This is a genomic window from Burkholderia seminalis (genome assembly GCF_001718535.1).
Lineage (GTDB): Bacteria > Pseudomonadota > Gammaproteobacteria > Burkholderiales > Burkholderiaceae > Burkholderia > Burkholderia seminalis.
This window is the reverse complement of the sequence record NZ_CP013400.1, coordinates 2,227,745-2,243,205: the sequence shown is the minus strand read 5'-3', so window position 1 is coordinate 2,243,205 and position 15,461 is coordinate 2,227,745. Positions and strand designations below refer to the sequence as shown.

Annotated in this window: 12 protein-coding genes; 3 read left to right on the top strand and 9 right to left on the bottom strand. The window is 60.1% G+C overall.

The features are described from left to right. Positions 1 to 58: 58 nt before the first annotated feature. From WJ12_RS30600 to WJ12_RS30575, 6 genes are all read right to left on the bottom strand, one after another. Entirely contained in the window at positions 59 to 1,531 is a 1,473-nt protein-coding gene (locus WJ12_RS30600) for a TolC family protein (RefSeq protein WP_082744642.1), read from the bottom strand. Then, positions 1,528 to 3,621, bottom strand: coding sequence for a peptidase domain-containing ABC transporter (locus WJ12_RS30595; RefSeq protein ID WP_034189359.1), 2,094 nt, complete (start codon positions 3,619 to 3,621; stop codon positions 1,528 to 1,530). Before WJ12_RS30595 ends, WJ12_RS30600 begins: the two co-directional genes overlap by 4 nt. A 34-nt stretch (positions 3,622 to 3,655) precedes the next feature. Continuing rightward, a complete protein-coding gene (locus WJ12_RS30590) occupies positions 3,656 to 4,981 on the bottom strand; it encodes an HlyD family secretion protein (RefSeq protein ID WP_082744641.1) in 1,326 nt (441 codons plus the stop codon). A gap of 24 nt (positions 4,982 to 5,005) precedes the next feature. Continuing rightward, positions 5,006 to 5,959: a CPBP family intramembrane glutamic endopeptidase gene (locus tag WJ12_RS30585; RefSeq protein WP_082744640.1), complete on the bottom strand. Its 954-nt coding sequence runs from the start codon at positions 5,957 to 5,959 to the stop codon at positions 5,006 to 5,008. A 166-nt stretch (positions 5,960 to 6,125) separates the two neighbouring features. Next, positions 6,126 to 6,593 (bottom strand): hypothetical protein, encoded by a 468-nt coding sequence (locus tag WJ12_RS36665; RefSeq protein ID WP_156444738.1) that lies wholly within the window; start codon positions 6,591 to 6,593, stop codon positions 6,126 to 6,128. 110 nt (positions 6,594 to 6,703) lie between these two features. Further along, positions 6,704 to 9,466 (bottom strand): outer membrane protein assembly factor BamB family protein, encoded by a 2,763-nt coding sequence (locus WJ12_RS30575; protein WP_082744638.1) that lies wholly within the window; start codon positions 9,464 to 9,466, stop codon positions 6,704 to 6,706. Positions 9,467 to 10,435: 969 nt separating this feature from the next. On the opposite strand from WJ12_RS30575, the gene WJ12_RS30570 reads away from it, so the two are divergent. The 3 genes from WJ12_RS30570 (at position 10,436) to WJ12_RS30560 (ending at position 13,799) form a co-directional block, all read left to right on the top strand. Further along, positions 10,436 to 11,725, top strand: a complete 1,290-nt coding sequence (locus WJ12_RS30570) for an NAD(P)/FAD-dependent oxidoreductase (protein WP_059556813.1) — start codon at positions 10,436 to 10,438, stop codon at positions 11,723 to 11,725. Positions 11,726 to 11,741: 16 nt separating this feature from the next. Continuing rightward, positions 11,742 to 12,299, top strand: coding sequence for a helix-turn-helix domain-containing protein (locus WJ12_RS30565; RefSeq protein ID WP_034189364.1), 558 nt, complete (start codon positions 11,742 to 11,744; stop codon positions 12,297 to 12,299). 153 nt (positions 12,300 to 12,452) lie between these two features. Beyond that, the gene (locus WJ12_RS30560; RefSeq protein ID WP_059556812.1) at positions 12,453 to 13,799 is read left to right on the top strand and encodes a glutamine synthetase family protein; all 1,347 of its coding nucleotides are present in this window, start codon (positions 12,453 to 12,455) and stop codon (positions 13,797 to 13,799) included. 25 nt (positions 13,800 to 13,824) lie between these two features. Here the strand turns inward: WJ12_RS30560 and WJ12_RS30555 are convergent, their stop codons facing one another. From WJ12_RS30555 to WJ12_RS30545, 3 genes are all read right to left on the bottom strand, one after another. After that, positions 13,825 to 14,352 carry a GNAT family N-acetyltransferase gene (locus tag WJ12_RS30555; protein WP_059556811.1) on the bottom strand — a complete coding sequence of 176 codons (528 nt, stop codon included), beginning with the start codon at positions 14,350 to 14,352 and terminating at the stop codon, positions 13,825 to 13,827. 50 nt (positions 14,353 to 14,402) lie between these two features. After that, positions 14,403 to 14,981 carry a hypothetical protein gene (locus WJ12_RS30550; protein ID WP_059556958.1) on the bottom strand — a complete coding sequence of 193 codons (579 nt, stop codon included), beginning with the start codon at positions 14,979 to 14,981 and terminating at the stop codon, positions 14,403 to 14,405. A gap of 62 nt (positions 14,982 to 15,043) precedes the next feature. Beyond that, the gene (locus tag WJ12_RS30545; protein ID WP_034189366.1) at positions 15,044 to 15,433 is read right to left on the bottom strand and encodes a lysozyme inhibitor LprI family protein; all 390 of its coding nucleotides are present in this window, start codon (positions 15,431 to 15,433) and stop codon (positions 15,044 to 15,046) included. Positions 15,434 to 15,461 lie beyond the last annotated feature (28 nt).

Below are 15,461 nucleotides of genomic sequence, written 5' to 3'. Positions count from 1 at the left end.
GAAGTCGCAGAGAAGGCAAGAAAAATCTCCGTCGTAGCGTTGTTGACGACGAATATCGTCATGGCGCTTCAGCGTGCGGCGTCCAACGCTCGCCGTCGAGCGTCCCAATCGAAAATGCCAGCACTAGCCTCGACACACGCCAATCGGCCTGAGATTGCACGACCTGACGTCGCGCCGTTGCGAGGGTAGTTTGGGCGTTCAGAACATCGAGCAGGGGACCGACGCCGGCACTGTAGCGTTTGCTCGCCACGTCGTATGCTTCCTGCGCGCTTTCCTGCGTCGAAGAGGCGACCTGTAGATTGGCCGTCTTCGTTATCACGTCCTGATAGTTGCGCCATACTGCCGACGCGACTTCCAGTTCGGCTTTGTGCAGGCTTGCGCGGTCGATATCAACTTGAGCTTCCGATGCCTGACGGTGATACTCCTGACCAAACCCTGAAAAGATCGGGATGCTGATCTGAATTCCCACATATTTGCTGTACGTGCGCGTGTCGCGTGGAAATGCGCCTAATGACTTGTCGTTGCTCAACGAGCCGGACAAGGAAATCGTGGGCAGTTCCTCCCTGTGTGCAAGTTTCGCGTTCGCGTCGTCAGCTTCGATCAGTGCTTGCGCCTCGCGTACCTTCGGGTTGACAGCTTTTGCGAGCGCCAGCAGATCAGCAATCGAAGACGTGAAATTCACGTCCGGTTGAGCGCCCGCGCTCACATCGACTTCAATGGAGGTTTCGACGGGAATTCCCATGCGTAGACACAAGGTGCCCTGCGCTGCCTTGAGCGCACCTGTCGCGTTCACGCGTGTGTAAATTGCTTCCTGCCACGCGGCCTTTGCCTGCAATTCATCGTTCAGTGTACCGGCGCCTGCAAGGTGTTTATGCCGGGCAATCTGAAAGCTTCGTTCGGCATTCGCCTCGGCGTTGCCCGCAGCATCAAATGTGCTTTGTGCAGTCCAGACTGAGTAAAACGCCGCTGCGGCCTGTTCGAACACAGATTGCAGTGCTTCGGTATGGCTCGCCTTGGAAAGCTCAAGAAGACCGTTATAGTAGGCCAGATTCGCATCACGCCTCCCGAAATCGAAGAGCACCCACGAGAGCCGCAACTCGCCATAACGATCCGATGCGCGGCCCATCGCATCAGGCAGTGTCGGACCAGATAGGGTTTCGGTTTCAACTGTACGCGAACGTGTGCCACTGGCGTCTAGCGTCGGCAACCACGCAGATTTTGCGACACCCACCTGAGCCGCGTTCAAGACCATGTTCGCCCAGCTCTCGCGCACGGTCGGATCGCTGCACAGAGCGCGGCTGACTGCGTCATACAGGGAAACAGGCGAATGAAGGCTCGCGTCGCTACAGGCGCCTGTAGCGCGTGCCATCCGGTTCAAATAGGGCGACACGTCTTCCAGTCCTCTTCGCGTCGAAAAAGGATCGAGTTGCGCATGCGTCAGCGGAACGACGAGCCTGGCGACCGCGAGGCAGGCAACAACGAGCGCACAACGGTATGAAAGCGTCTGAAGCGCGACATTCTTCTTTCTCATGCTGTTTCCCGAACCTGCCCAAGTTCGATGACGCGATCAGCTGTTGCGATGGTTTCAGGACGGTGCGCGACAATGATCCGCGTGATGTTCAGCTTGCGCATCGCCGCGTTCACGGCGCGCTCGTTGTTCACGTCAAGATGGCTCGTCGCCTCATCGAGCAGGAGCAGTTTCGGACGGCGGTAAAGGGCGCGTGCGAGCATCACGCGTTGCCGCTGACCTGCGGACAGGGCAGACCCCATGTCGCCGATATAGGTGTAGTAGCCCATCGGCATCGCACGAATATCAGCATTGACGGAAGCCATTTCCGCGCATTCCGTGATCCACGCGAAGTCGGGCGTTGGATCGAAGAAACTGATGTTCTCGGCAATCGATCCGGCGAACAGTCGATCCTCTTGCATCACGACGCCGATCAGGGAACGATAGTTCGCAAGCCCCATTTGCCGAATCGGTATCCCGCCCGCGATAATTTCCCCGGAATACGGTGCCAACAAGCCTGCGAGCAGTTTCAGCAACGTGGTTTTGCCTTGGCCAGATGGCCCGACAATTGCAACAGCTTCGCCGGCCTCAACACGCAGATCGAGGTTGTCGATGATCTTCGGTCCGTTCTTCGAATAGCTGTATGACAATTTCTTGACTTCGAGCGTCGGCACAAATTCATCCACGTCCGGCGCTCGCATCACTTCATCCGGCTCCCGTTTCGTGAGCACGATATCCGCCAGTCGCGCCGCGTGAAGTTTGAGAATTCGCAGCTCGTAAACTTTGTCGATCAACGCAGTAAAGCGTGCGGTGAACTGCCCACGATAGGACAGGAAGGCGAACAGCATCCCGAGCGAGAGCGACCGGTCAATGACGGCAAGCGCGCCGAAGTAGGTTACGAGAATCGCTTCGAGCCCGAAGATGAAATGATTGCTTGTGGTGGCGATCAGTTGAAGCCGTCGCGTTCGCAGATCGGCGTTCTTCTCGCTTACGATCACATTCAGCCAGCGGGCTAGCCGGTCCTCCGCCTTACCAAACAGGCGCACGCTCTGAATGCCTCGGACTGATTCCATGAGCAGACTTTTGCCTCGTGCGGCGAAAACAATCTGCTTCTGGTTCGACATGCGCAGTGCGCCATAAATACAGGCGCGCAAGATCGCGTAGAGCACCACGGCAACCACACTGATAAGCGATAGCCGGGCGTTGTAGACGATCATGATAATGATGGTGCCGATCGACATGAGACCATCGAGCACGGATTCAACGAAGCCGACCGTCAGCGCTTGCTGGATCGTGTTGACGCTATCGAAGCGGGAAACGATATCGCCGATGTGACGTTTGCCGAAATAGTCGAGCGGCAGATTCAGCAGATGTCTGAACACGTTCGCCAACCATTGCACATTCACGAGCGTGCTGAACGTCGTGACAGCCCACGATCGCATTGCCTCTGTCGCGATATGGATCACCAGCACCAACCCGAAACCCAGCGCCAAAATCAGAAGTAGGTGTCGATCGCCGGTCGTAATGGCTTGGTCCGTGACCCACTCGGGATAGAAAGGTGCAACGATGGTGAAGACTTCAAGCGCAAGGGCGAGCAGGAAGATTCTGAGCAGCCCGCGCCCGACACCACTTGCACGACCCATCAGGGAACGCAGACCGATTTCCTGCTTGTCCCGGCGAGGCTGAAAGGCCGGCGTCGGCAAGAGTTCCAATGCCATGCCGCTGAAATGCAGCGACAATTCCTTGAGCGGCATGCGCCGCGCGCCGAGCGCGGGGTCAACCAACATCACATGATCGCGGCCAACTCGTTCGAGGACGACAAAATGCCGAAAGTCCCAATGCAGAATGCACGGCAGCCGCAGCAGGTGAAGCTCTTCCGGCTCCAGTCGAACCGCGCGCCCGGCAAGATCGAGGGATGCGCCGATCTTGACAAGATCGAGCAGCGTCAGCCCCTTGAGTGATGGCGAAAAGCGTCGCCGCAACGTTGGCAGATCGGTGTCGTAGCCATGAAACGTTGCGATCATGCTGATGCAGGCAAGTCCGCATTCCGTTGCTTCGGTTTGCAAATGCACGTCAACACTACGCCGAAATCCGAATTGAAGTTGGCGGTTCATGGTTGCTCTGGTTAGGGTAAAGCGTGAACTGCGGTCAGGGCGAGCGGCGGGTTAGCGTGTACAGCGGTTCCAGTACCCATTCGTACAGCTTGCGCGTATCGAGCACTACGTCTGCGTCGACGCGCATCCCGTCCTGCAAGGGAATCGACTCGCCGTAGGCGTTGATGGTCTGTGAATCGAGCGCAACCGTAATCTGATACAGGTTCTCGGACCTGTCGGCATCACCCGTTTCGGTTGCGGTCTGCAATTGCGACGGGCTCAAGGCGGTGCGAGCGATCTGCGTGACCTTGCCCGCGTAGGCCCCAAATTTCTGATACGGGAACGCTTCGTATCGCAATTCGACGGGCGCGCCGATCTTGACGAAACCGACTGCCTTGCTCGGCGCAAACAGTTTCACGTCGAGGCTCCCGCCTTGCGGCAGTAGCGACATCAAAGGTGTTGATCCGTTGACCGACTGGCCGGGACGAGTGAGCAGAGCCGTTACGGTGCCTGCGATTTGCGCCGGTATCGTGATTTCTCGGTTGGATTCGTTGTCGGCGATTTCGCCGTCCACCTGTAGCATTTGCCGACGGATCGAGTCCAGTTGGTTTTGTTCATCAAGCGGTGCATTTCGAAGATCAGCCTTAACCTGCGCGAGTTCCACTTGAGAGGCCGTACGTTGCTTTCGCAGGTCTTCGAGTTGCGCCTGACTCATCAGCATGCTTTGCTCATGCTGCTCGAATTCGGATTGGGACACCACATCGTCACGCCGCAATTGTTCGAACCGCGCACTGTCGATTTCTGCCAGCTTTGATCGCGCCTCAAGGGTCGTGATTTCCGTCTCCAGATGCCGAATACCCGCGCTCAGTTCGATGGCCTTCGCCTTGAGCATCGCAATGTTCTGTTCGACGATGCTTTGTATATGCCGCGAGTCGCCTTCCAGGCTGGAACGCCGCGCATTCAGTTCAACACCGATCTGCTGCCGCGAGTTGCCGCCAGCGATAGTGCGCTCTGTTGACACGACGACCAAAGGCCGGCCGACATTAACCACGTCTCCTTCGTTGACGAGCACGCGGATAACCGTGCCGACCGTTGGCGCGAATATCTCCGCCGCGCCGTTGTCGATCATGACCCGGCCTTGTACTTCCTCCTTTCGCGTGTACTCGCCGAAGATCATGAACAACACGACGGCGGTCGCGATTGCGAAGAACACGATGCTGGTCGTGAGGCTGCGTGCCGAACCCGTCAGCACAACCTCACCGAGCCATTGATGCTGACGAAATTCGAGCGCAGCGGGGCGGAATAGCAATGCACGGTTACTTTGCCGTGGCTGTTTCTCTTCCGGCTGCTCTGCGTTGGGGACGGTCGATGTCTCTCTCATGCTTATCTTGTTGTCAGCGGATGATCACACGCGCTGAGCATCGATGGCGCTTGCGGCTTCTTTAGATACAAACCAGCCGTTCGTCTTCTTCAAAAACCAGTACATCAAAGCGAAAGGCAGGACACCTTTGAGCATGGCAAAGACAACCGCGTCAGCTATCAGGACTGGATTGTTTACGAATCCGGACGTTGAAATTTGCGCATGTTGCTGCGCGTGGGAGAACAGGATCGGCAGCATCATTGCGCAGATGTTCATCATCGTATGCGCCCCGATCGACAGTTCCAGTCGTCGATCGCGTAAACTCAATGCAGAAAACCCAAGCGAGCAAAAGAACAGTGTCGTTTTGATGGGCCAGTCGTAATGTGTGTGGTAGATCGCGAAGAGGGCGGCAACGATTGCGACGACGATGAGCGGGGAACGCACATATTGCCCGAGCGTTTGCGTCAACCACCCACGGAAAAACAATTCCTCGGCGAACGCGAGAACGAGAATGCCGAGCCACGCGCCAAGCATCCCTAAAATCCGACCAAAACTTAGAATGTCCTGCAGCGGTTGAAGATGCCCGAACGGAAGCGTCCATGCGCCAATTCGAATCGACGTATAGATGGACATGACTAAGGCTGCTATCACGAAGGCAGGAAGATAAAGGACCGCGCCGAACAGGCAACGCCGAAGTCGGAAACGCAGGTCGACGGAAATCAGGGAGAGGTACGGGCGTCGCAAGACGATCTTGCATGCAAGCCAGAAGCCTATGATGCCCGTGGTGCTGGCTGTATTGGTGTACAGCGAGATAGCTGCCCGAGCGGCATCAAAATTCTTGAAATACAGCGTCCATCCTGAAAACATCAGGAATCCAAGCGTGCCGATGATACTGACGATCGCGCTAAGAAGGATCGTCGATGCTGTTGCTCGCCAATCAGTTCGGCCAATCTTGGCAAGATCAATAAACGCACGCGCTATATTGTCTTCAGTTTTCATGGAATTATGATCGAGTGAAACAACGGGTGCTTGCTTTTGGCGACGCAATTTTCGGTGCGCTGTGTGGTGCTATACCGATGAAGATAAGGCGTCCAGTCGCGGGACCAGTAGCGCGCCGTCATTCATCGATCAGGCTTGGTTCATAGCCTGTACACCAGCGCGTTGCTTAGTGGTTGTGACCGCCGCCGCCGATACCGAGCCCGTGAGCGGCAGCGCCAACCGCGTATCCTGCGGCGAAACCGATCGGAGAAGATTGGAAGGAGCCGAGGTTGGCAGTTTCAGCCTGACCTAACGACAGACCCTGTTGCGCGGCGTCATATCCGGCAACGGCCGCACCGCCCCACGTGGACATTGATTCGTCCTGCAAGCCCTTCGTGGCTTCCGCGAGTTGACCGTTGTTTTCAGCCTGCCCGATGGCATCGTTGGCATCGGAGTTGAAGCCTGCGTCGGCCAACGACGTCGCGTCGCTGCCTACTGCCGAATCGGCTGCGGAATCACTGTCGCCGTCACCATCCCCGTCGCCATCGCCATCGCCATCGCCGTATCCGCCACCATCACCATCGCCGTCACCGCCGCCATCACCATCACCACCAGCCACGTAGCGCAGCAAATCCAGATCGTCAATCGTTTGCATGTGATTCACTCCTGAAGTATGCGGGTTTGACGTCTACATCCACAATGGCACCCGCGCAGCCATTGATTCACAATCGGTTGTCGAAACAGCTGACGCGAAAAGGTTGTGCGTCAGGATTCCGAGCGTTGCAGCACTTGCGACGGCGGTTGCGTGTGCGCCTGCTCGATGAATGCGCCGCGCACTGGAAGGGGATTTGCGTCGTCTGCTATCGCCCACGTCAGGCAAGGAGCGACTTCCCAGGTTGAGGCCGGAATATCCGGCAGCGCCGCGATGAACGACTCTTCGTCCGTCCATCGATGCAATGTCGATACAGGCAAGAAAGCTTGCGTCTGATTGCCGTTTCGGCATATCAGTGCATCCCGATCCATGCGGAAGTGACCGCGACAGCGCGAGCGATCAACAGGACGGCCTCTGAATATCAGTGACAGGAACATGTGCGATGCACCGGCACCTTGGTCCGGCAGGGACTGTTGCAGATCACGCAAGTTCGCCATCTTGGGTGCCGGCACAAGCTGCGTTGTGAACGCTGCATCCATGTACCGAGTGACGGCCAGAGCGGAAAGTCGATCTACCACGCCCGAGAGCGAATCTTCCAGCTCATCCTGCTTTCGCGGATCGAGCAACCACGACACGAAGCGCGTCAGTGTCGTCGCGTCGTATGGAAGCGGAACGCCATAGGCCGGCCACGACATGTCATCGGTCTGTCGTTTAACGGTATGACGGTAAAGCGTGTGCCCTTCACTGGGCGTCAGTTTGGCGTTGCGCAGCGCGTGCAGATACTGGCCGTGTTCGTTGCAGTATTCAGGGGAGTTCGGCAGCCCACCGCCGAGCTTGCCGCCTGCCGTTGCGCGCACGAGTATTCCGAATTTCTCGTGATCCAACTGATCGACTGCGACTTGCTCAAGCGGTCCGAACAGACTTACGCCAATGGCGGTATCGCGAAGCGAATCGACGGCCAGGTTCGCGCACGCCTTCGTCACCGCCACGATGACCGACAATTCCGGTGATAGGTCGCTTGAGTCGAACGTCCATTGACCGCCGCGCCCGATGCGCTGCAAAGTCGCGCGATTTCGCAGGCTCACGAAGACACCACCTTGCGGGAGAGCGCCGGTCAATTTGTATCCTAGCGGATCAGGCAGAGCGGTACGATTCGCAATTGCATCGACAGCACGCCGCGCAAGCTGTAATGCGGTCACGTCGACCGTCGACTGCCCGTCTTGTGCTGGTTCGCGCACGACTGGCGGCGTCACGGACACGCCGTACAGGCGATTGGCCGTCGTCGCAACCGTGAGCATCTGATTAACCGCGTCATATTCGACGGCGGTTGTCACGGCATCAGGAAGCTGAAACACACCAGCGAGCGCAAACGTTTGAGGATCGATTGCACGTACGCGCCCGTTCGTGCTTCCGAACCAAATCCATGGGCCGATGCGGGCAGGAGACGAAAAAATCTTGGAGTGCGCGCCGATCTTCGCGATGCCTTCGCCGGTCGCCAAATCGATCACGTACAGGTACTTGTCCGTAGAGCCGCAGTAGGCGCGAGCGCCGTCGATCAGCGGTGTTGTGTAGACGGCGTTGCCGGTCTGGATGCAGAACTTCAGTTCGCCGCTATCGAGGCTTACGCCGCGAATGCCGCCGTCGAACGATCCGAACACGACTTGCCGGCGATCGGGATCGAGTGCGGGCGCATGCTTGACCGCGCCGTTCGTCTGAAATTGCCAACGGAGTGCGCCGGTACGTGCGTCGAGCGCCAGCAGAGCACCGTCGTTCGTGCCGCAGAGCACAAGCGAATCATCAGCGGCATAGAGCGGGGAGCCGTGGACGTAGCAACGGACCGGGCATTCCCAGACCTTGTGACCGGTTTCAGCATCGATCGCGGCTATGCCGCCGCCTCGCGTTGGACTGGCGTATTCAACGCCGATAAAGACCAGATTCAGGTCGGATGCGTAGGCCGGTGAAGAGCCAATCCAATCGGGTTCGACGTATCGCCAGATTTCCCGGCCGCTTTGGGCGCACAACGCGTACAGGTTACCGTCGTAGCCGCCGAAGAAAACGCGTCCGGGCGTCACGTACGGCGTAGACCAAATCCCTTTTGAGCGCGCCGCCTCGATCTTGAAACTCCAGCGCGTTTCGCCGCTTGCGCCATCGATGCAGCGCATTTCGCCGCTGTCGGTTCCGAAATAGATCAAGCCGCCTTGCGCGCGCGGTGCGGATTTCGGTACGACATAGTGGTGATTCGCGGAGGTCGCTTTGCTGAGCCAGCGCACGAGGAACGAAAGCTGCGTCGAATGGCTCGTCGGAACCGACAGTTTCAGGCCGAAATCACCTAGAACGTATGCGGACTCTACTGTAACGCCATGTCGCTTTTGCCAGCCCTCACCCGTATTGGACTGGTAGTCGATCACGCTCCACACTTTCCAGATGGGGCGATCAATTTCCGCTAATACAACACGTGATTGTTCAATGCTCGCGCCGCTGTTGAAAATATCATCCACGAGCAGAATAGGTGCATCCGAAACCTCGCCTTCGATCGCGTTCATCCGGCCATAACGCTTACGCTCTTTGTGAATGATAAAGCCGCCGAGATGGTGCCCTTTGCGTGCGCCGGCCATAAGAATCGCAGCCACGAGCGGGACGGCGGCCATTTCCATGCCGCCGACCTGAAACGGCAGTTGATCCGCATAGCGATTCCAGAATAAATCCGCAAGCGTATCGAGTCCTTCCGAAGAAAGAAGGAGTGGTCGCAAATCGATCAGCCATTTAAGGGATTTTCCGCTTGACGATACAAGCTTGTATTTTGGTGCGCGAAATATGCATTTCGACTCAATTAAATTACGTAACGCGGCCCGCCTGTTCAGGTTGGAATCATTCATGGTTTTTTTGTCGGTCGATTATTTCACGTGTCCCCGCCGCGATTCGCCTGTACAGGCGGATTACATCAATCCCCATCGCACTATGTGGGATCTTGCGATCACCAAGAATTTCAGTTATATTAACGAAAGATTGCGGATGCATTCCGCATTTGACGCTCAGAATCACCTGCGTGGAGTTCGAATTCTGCATTTCTCATACGAAGCAAAGTGAAGGTATTTTTAGAATATTTTCACGAATTAATTCATTGTGAATTTTTTATTGGTGGTATAGGTGAGATTATTCCGCGCGACAGAAGCTAAATATTAAATTTAGAGATAATAAAAAGCGCGGCCATCGAAATTAAATTCTCGTTGAAACCGATTTCAGTCGAGTGGGTGCTTTGGAGCGAACACGCCGGTGTTCGCAACCTGAGCGGCCTAAGAAGGCCCCTGACACGGTGTCTTTGTCTTATAAACGCGACAAAGTGCCGGATGCGTGATCGTCAACCTGGCATCAAATGAAAGGTCAGCGTGTCAGATTAATTTGACATAATTAGCATGGCGCCGAAAAGTCTGTGGTAGCCATAGGGAATTCCGAGTTCTGTACGCGTGCACTCCTGGTCAGGTGTGTACCGCTGCATTGCACGAGCCGGCGGCGGAGTAAGGAAACGCCGGCTTGATGCAGTCAACAGTCGCCCATACGCGACTTCAGCGCGCAGCAGCCGGTGCATCGGTCGGTGGTCGATCACGCTGTAGCGCCGAGGGCGTGTGGCGACCTCTTCAAGCTATTGTTTTATTGAGGAACATTCGCGGGCGTTCGCAGCCGGCGTGGGTCCTTGCAAGTTCCGATTCGAACGAAAAAAATCCAAGTTGGATGCATCTCGACAGCCATGCCGGTTCATCCGACCGGGTTTCCGCCCGCTTGCTTCCGTGAAATTGCCGTGCTAATTTTTCATGAAATTTCTTGGCGTAATTTTCACGGGAGCGCGCATGTTCGTGCAGTCCGACCGTCACGTCGCAAGCTACTACGCCGGCACCTACCCGGCGTCGATCCCGCATCGTCCCGCACTGGACGAACGCATCGATGCCGACGTGCTCGTCGTCGGCGCGGGCTTCAGCGGGCTGCATACGGCGTTGCGCCTGGCGCTGGCCGGCAAGCGCGTGGCCGTGCTCGAAGCGAGCCGCGTCGCGTGGGCGGCGTCGGGGCGCAACGGCGGGCAGGCGCTGCTCGGCTGGTCGTGCGACATGCAGCCGCTCGAGGATTCGCTCGGCCGCGACGGCGCGCGCCTGCTGTGGGACAGCATGCGCTGGGCGGCGGCCGAGGTGCGCGAACTGCCGGCGCGACACGGTTTCGACATCGACTACCGGCCGGGCAGCCTGTGGGCGGCCGTACGGCCGCGTCGCGTCGCGATGCTCGCGCAGGCGCGCGACGAGGCGGCCGAGCGCTGGGGCTACGACCGGCTGCGCGTGATTGGCCGTGACGAGCTGCCCGAATGGATCGGCGGCAAGCGTTATCTCGCCGCGCTCCACGATCCGGAGGCCGGCCACCTGAATCCGCTGAAGCTCGCGCTCGGCCTCGCACAGACGATCGAGCGCGCGGGCGGCCGTATCTTCGAGCAGAGCCGCGTGCTCGACTGCCGCGAGACGGCCGGCGGCCACGTCGCGCGCACGTTACGCGGCGAAGTGCGTGCCGACGTACTCGTGCTGGCATGCAACGCCTACGTCGACCGCCTCGATCGCGAGCTTGCGCGCCGGCTGCTGCCGGTCGGCACGTACCAGGTCGCGACCGCGCCGCTTGCGCCCGACGTCGCGCGTGCGCTGCTGCCGCAGAACAGTTGCGTGATCGACAACCAGTTCGTGCCCGACTACTTCCGCCTGAGCCCCGACAACCGGTTGCTGTTCGGCGGCGGCTGCACGTATCTCGGCGGAATTCCGGCCGATATCGCGGCGGCGACGCGGCCGCACCTCGAACGCGTGTTCCCGCAACTGGCCGGCGTGCCGCTCGACTACGCATGGGGCGGCCATATCGACATCAGCATGCGCCGCACGCCTGACATCGGCCGACACGGGCAGCGTTTCTGGCTGCAGGGCTTCTCGGGGCACGGCGTGCTGCCGACGCTGGCCGGCGCGCGCGCGGTGGCCGACGCCGTGCTCGGCGACGAACGCCTGCTCGCGCAGTACCAGCGCATCCGCAACCCGCGTTTTCCCGGCGGCGACCGGCTCGCCGCACCGCTGGAAGCGATCGGCAAGGCCTGGTACCGTTTGCGCGATACCGTCTGACCCACCGGAACCCGTCATGAACGAACAGGAAGAGATAGAAAGTCTGGCGATCCTGATCCGCGACCTGCGCAAGCACCGCAAGGTCACGCTCAACGATCTGGCTGAACGGATCGGCCGCTCGGTCGGCTTTCTGTCGCAGGTCGAGCGCGGGCTGTCGCGCCCGACGGTCGCGGATCTCACCGCGATCGGCGAGGCGCTCGGCGTGCCGACCACGTACTTCTACAGTCTGAGCAAGCCGCGCAGCGTGCCGTGGGTCACGCGGCCCGACGAACGGCGCACCGTGTATTACGCGGCCGGCATCACCGATATTCTCGTGTCGCCGAACATGCGCTCGCGCTTCTCGATCCTCGAGAGCCATCTCGCGCCGGGCGCGAGCAGCGGCGAGCGGCCGGTCGACGACAGCGACGAGCAGGGCGGTTTCGTGCTCGAAGGAGAGCTGACGATCTGGATCGACGGCGACGACACGCCGGTCACGCTCGGCCCGAACGACGCATTCCAGTTGCCCGCGCACAAGCGCTTCCGTTACGCCAACCTGACCGACGTGCCGACGCGCGTGATCTGGGTATTCACCTGAGTGGTCGGCGGGGCATGCGGTGTCACGGGCCGCCGCGCCACGCAGCCTGTTTGCAGTACTGATTGAAATGCGGCGTGCAGGATCACGCGTGCCGCGCGAATCCGGTTCGCCGCGTTGCGGCGCCGCCATACCAGGACATGGAAAGGATGAGACATGGCTGACGTCGTTCCCGTGCTGATCGATGAAGTCCGCGCGTTCCGGCAGGCGCACCCCGAGATCCGTTATGTCGACCTGATCTGCCTCGATTTGCCAGGGCACTTCTACGGCAAGCGTTACCCGATCGATGCGCTCGAAAAGGTCGCGGCCGGTTCGCTGCTGAAGCTGCCGCAGAACTGCGTGCTGCTCGGCACGCAGGGCGGCCTCTACAAGATCGGCGACTACTGCTTCAACGACGGCGATCCCGACGCGCCGCGCCGCTTGATTCCCGGCACGCTGAAGCCGGTGCGCTGGGAGCGGCAGCCGCTCGCGCAGATGCTGATCAGCTCCGACGGCACGGATACGCCGATCGAGTTCGAGCCGCGCGAGGTGCTTGCGCGCGTGCTGCGGCGGTTCGCGGCGCGCGGCATCCGGCCTGTCGTCGCGTTCGAGCTCGAGTTCTACCTGTTCGCCGCGCAGCTCGCGGAAGGGATGCCGCAGTATCCGCGCGACCGGTTGAGCGACGACCGCGACGATCAGCCGAACATGCATATCGAGCGCCTGTCGCGCTTTTCCGACGTGCTGCACGAGATGGTCGATGCCGCGCGCGAGCAGGGTGTCGACGCGACGGTGATCACCGCCGAGCTCGGGCCCGGCCAGTTCGAGATCAATTTCGGCCACACCGACGACGCGCTGCGCGCGGCCGACTGGTCGGCGCTGTTTTGCCGCAGCACGCGCGGCGTCGCGTTGCAGCACGGCTATCGCGCGAGCTTCATGGGCAAGCCGTACCTGCATGCGCCGGGCAGCGGGATGCACGTGCACGTGAGCCTGTACGACGACGCGGGGCGCAACATGCTCGCGGCGGACGGGCAGCGGCCGTTGCGGCATGCGGTGGCCGGCTGCCTCGCGCTGCTGCCGCACTGCATGCCCGTGTTCGCGCCGAATCACAACGCGTTCCGGCGCTACGGGTCGATGGTGAATGCGGCGAGCCGCGCAAGCTGGGGCTTCGAGGATCGCGATGCATGCATCCGGATTCCGGAGTCGGATGCCCGCAACCTGCGGATCGAACACCGGCTCGCGAGCGCGGATGCGAATCCGTATCTGGTGCTCGCGGCGATCCTGTCAGGGATGGAACACGGGCTCGACGCGCGGATCGATCCGATCGCGCCGCTCAACGAGGATCGCGGCAGCGGGATCGATTTCCCGAAGGAGATGCTGTCGGCCGTCGCCGCGATGCAGGATCATCCGGCCGTACGCGAAGGGCTCGGCAGCGAGTTCGTGATGGTGTATTGCGAAAACAAGCGGCAGGAAGAGCTGGATTTTCGCAATGAAATCGGCGCGCGAGAGTATCGGTGGTTTCTTTGACGGCCGTGCCGGCGGCTAGAGCCGGTCAGGGAAGCGCGCGCCAGTAGCGCACCTCCTCGATCGGCGTCCCGTCGATCTCGAACGTCTTGATGTCGTCTTCGGCGACGAAGCCTTCGCGTTCGTAGAATGCCCTGGCCCGGCGGTTCTTGATCAGTACCCACAGCGACACCCAGGCATGGCCGGCATCATGCAGCGACCGGCACGCATGATCGACCAGCGCCGCGCCGATGCCTTGCCCGCAATGCGACGGATGCAGATAGATCGCTTCGATTTCGCCCCACGCGCGATCCTTGTCGGTGTCGCGGGTCGGACCGTAGGCGATCCAGCCCGTCAACGCGTTTCCCGAGAGCGCAAGCGCGACGCACGGCCGTCCTGCGTCGAGTGCATAACGCCACCCGGCCGTGCGCTTTTCGATCGACAGGCCGGCGAGGAACGGAGCCGGCATGATGTCCGTGTAGGTCGCTTGCCAGGATGCGGCGTGGATGCCGGCAATGGCGGGCGCATCGGCGGCGGTGGCGGCGCGGATGTCGATCGTCGTCGTGTTCGGTGCCATGCGTACCTCGCCTGATCGTGTGCCGTGCGCAGTGTTGCCCTGCACGGAATTCATTCCGCCGGATCCAGGCTGCTGTCGATGGCGAAACTGTAGCCGAGATCCACGTGTGACGCGTCGCTCGGCGTGTCGGTTTTCTTCAGCACGAACTCGAACGCGGGTTCGAACCAGCCGTTGCGCGGCACTTCGCCACCGAGGACTTCGACGTCGTACCAGCCGTTGTCGAGGTCGATCACGGGCCGGCCCGGTTCGCGATAACGCGCCAGCAGCGCGTTCACCGATTCGTCGTTGAAGCGTTCGAGAATGCGCCACGTGTAAAGCATCACCGAACGGTGTTCGACGCGCAGCACGTATCCGCCGCGCCGATGCTGCAGACGGCTTCCGGCCTTCAGCAGTTCGGGCGTGTCGTCGTCCAGCGTGAAGATGACCGTATACGGATGGTTCTCGATACCGGCCAGCGGAATGACGACGCCTTCGAGCACGGCGTTGTCGCCGCTGTCGCCGGTCGTGAACGCGAACGCGACGTCGTCCGGCAGCCGATGTGTTTCCTTGTAGCGCTTCAGCAGCAGAAGATCGCTGACGAGGAAACAGTCGATCAGGTCGTTGAGGACTTCGGAGAATTCATGCCGCATCGTCGTGTCTTCCAAAGGCGGCGTGCCGCGACCTGCATGGCGGCACACCGCGTCCGACGAGCTTACTCGCCGAGCTTCGACGTCACGCACCCCGTGCTCGAGCATTCGCGCTCACGCTCGCGCAGGAACGACAGCCGCGACTGCGTCATGTCGTTCGCGCACTGGATATCCACGAGGTAGCTGTTGTTGCGCGTTTCGCTGCACTGCGCATCGCGCTGCTTCAGCCACGCGAGCTGGCCGGCCTTCAGCGCGGCCTGCTGGTCGCCGCTCAGTTGCTTGCGCAGGCGACCGTACTCGTCGTTGAGATCGCGATCGGATTGCGAGAACTGCGTGCTGGTGCAGTACACCTGGTCGAACGCGCTGCGCGGCTTCCCGCAGCCAGCCGCCTGTGCGGCGAACGGAACGGCGAGCGCGAGCAGCGCGCAGGATGCGAACAGCGTCTTCTTTTTCATCGTGATGCTCCTGACTGGGTGAAAACCG

Excerpts from the sequence above, each read along its gene's own strand:
- WJ12_RS30570 (WP_059556813.1), top strand. The coding sequence starts at position 10,436 with ATGTTCGTGCAGTCCGACCGTCACGTCGCAAGCTACTACGCCGGCACC.
- WJ12_RS30560 (WP_059556812.1), top strand. The coding sequence starts at position 12,453 with ATGGCTGACGTCGTTCCCGTGCTGATCGATGAAGTCCGCGCGTTCCGG.
- WJ12_RS30575 (WP_082744638.1), bottom strand. The coding sequence starts at position 9,466 with ATGAATGATTCCAACCTGAACAGGCGGGCCGCGTTACGTAATTTAATT.
- WJ12_RS30585 (WP_082744640.1), bottom strand. The coding sequence starts at position 5,959 with ATGAAAACTGAAGACAATATAGCGCGTGCGTTTATTGATCTTGCCAAG.
- WJ12_RS30590 (WP_082744641.1), bottom strand. The coding sequence starts at position 4,981 with ATGAGAGAGACATCGACCGTCCCCAACGCAGAGCAGCCGGAAGAGAAA.
- WJ12_RS30600 (WP_082744642.1), bottom strand. The coding sequence starts at position 1,531 with ATGAGAAAGAAGAATGTCGCGCTTCAGACGCTTTCATACCGTTGTGCG.
- WJ12_RS30555 (WP_059556811.1), bottom strand. The coding sequence starts at position 14,352 with ATGGCACCGAACACGACGACGATCGACATCCGCGCCGCCACCGCCGCC.
- WJ12_RS36665 (WP_156444738.1), bottom strand. The coding sequence starts at position 6,593 with ATGCAAACGATTGACGATCTGGATTTGCTGCGCTACGTGGCTGGTGGT.
- WJ12_RS30545 (WP_034189366.1), bottom strand. The coding sequence starts at position 15,433 with ATGAAAAAGAAGACGCTGTTCGCATCCTGCGCGCTGCTCGCGCTCGCC.
- WJ12_RS30565 (WP_034189364.1), top strand. The coding sequence starts at position 11,742 with ATGAACGAACAGGAAGAGATAGAAAGTCTGGCGATCCTGATCCGCGAC.
- WJ12_RS30550 (WP_059556958.1), bottom strand. The coding sequence starts at position 14,981 with ATGCGGCATGAATTCTCCGAAGTCCTCAACGACCTGATCGACTGTTTC.
- WJ12_RS30595 (WP_034189359.1), bottom strand. The coding sequence starts at position 3,621 with ATGAACCGCCAACTTCAATTCGGATTTCGGCGTAGTGTTGACGTGCAT.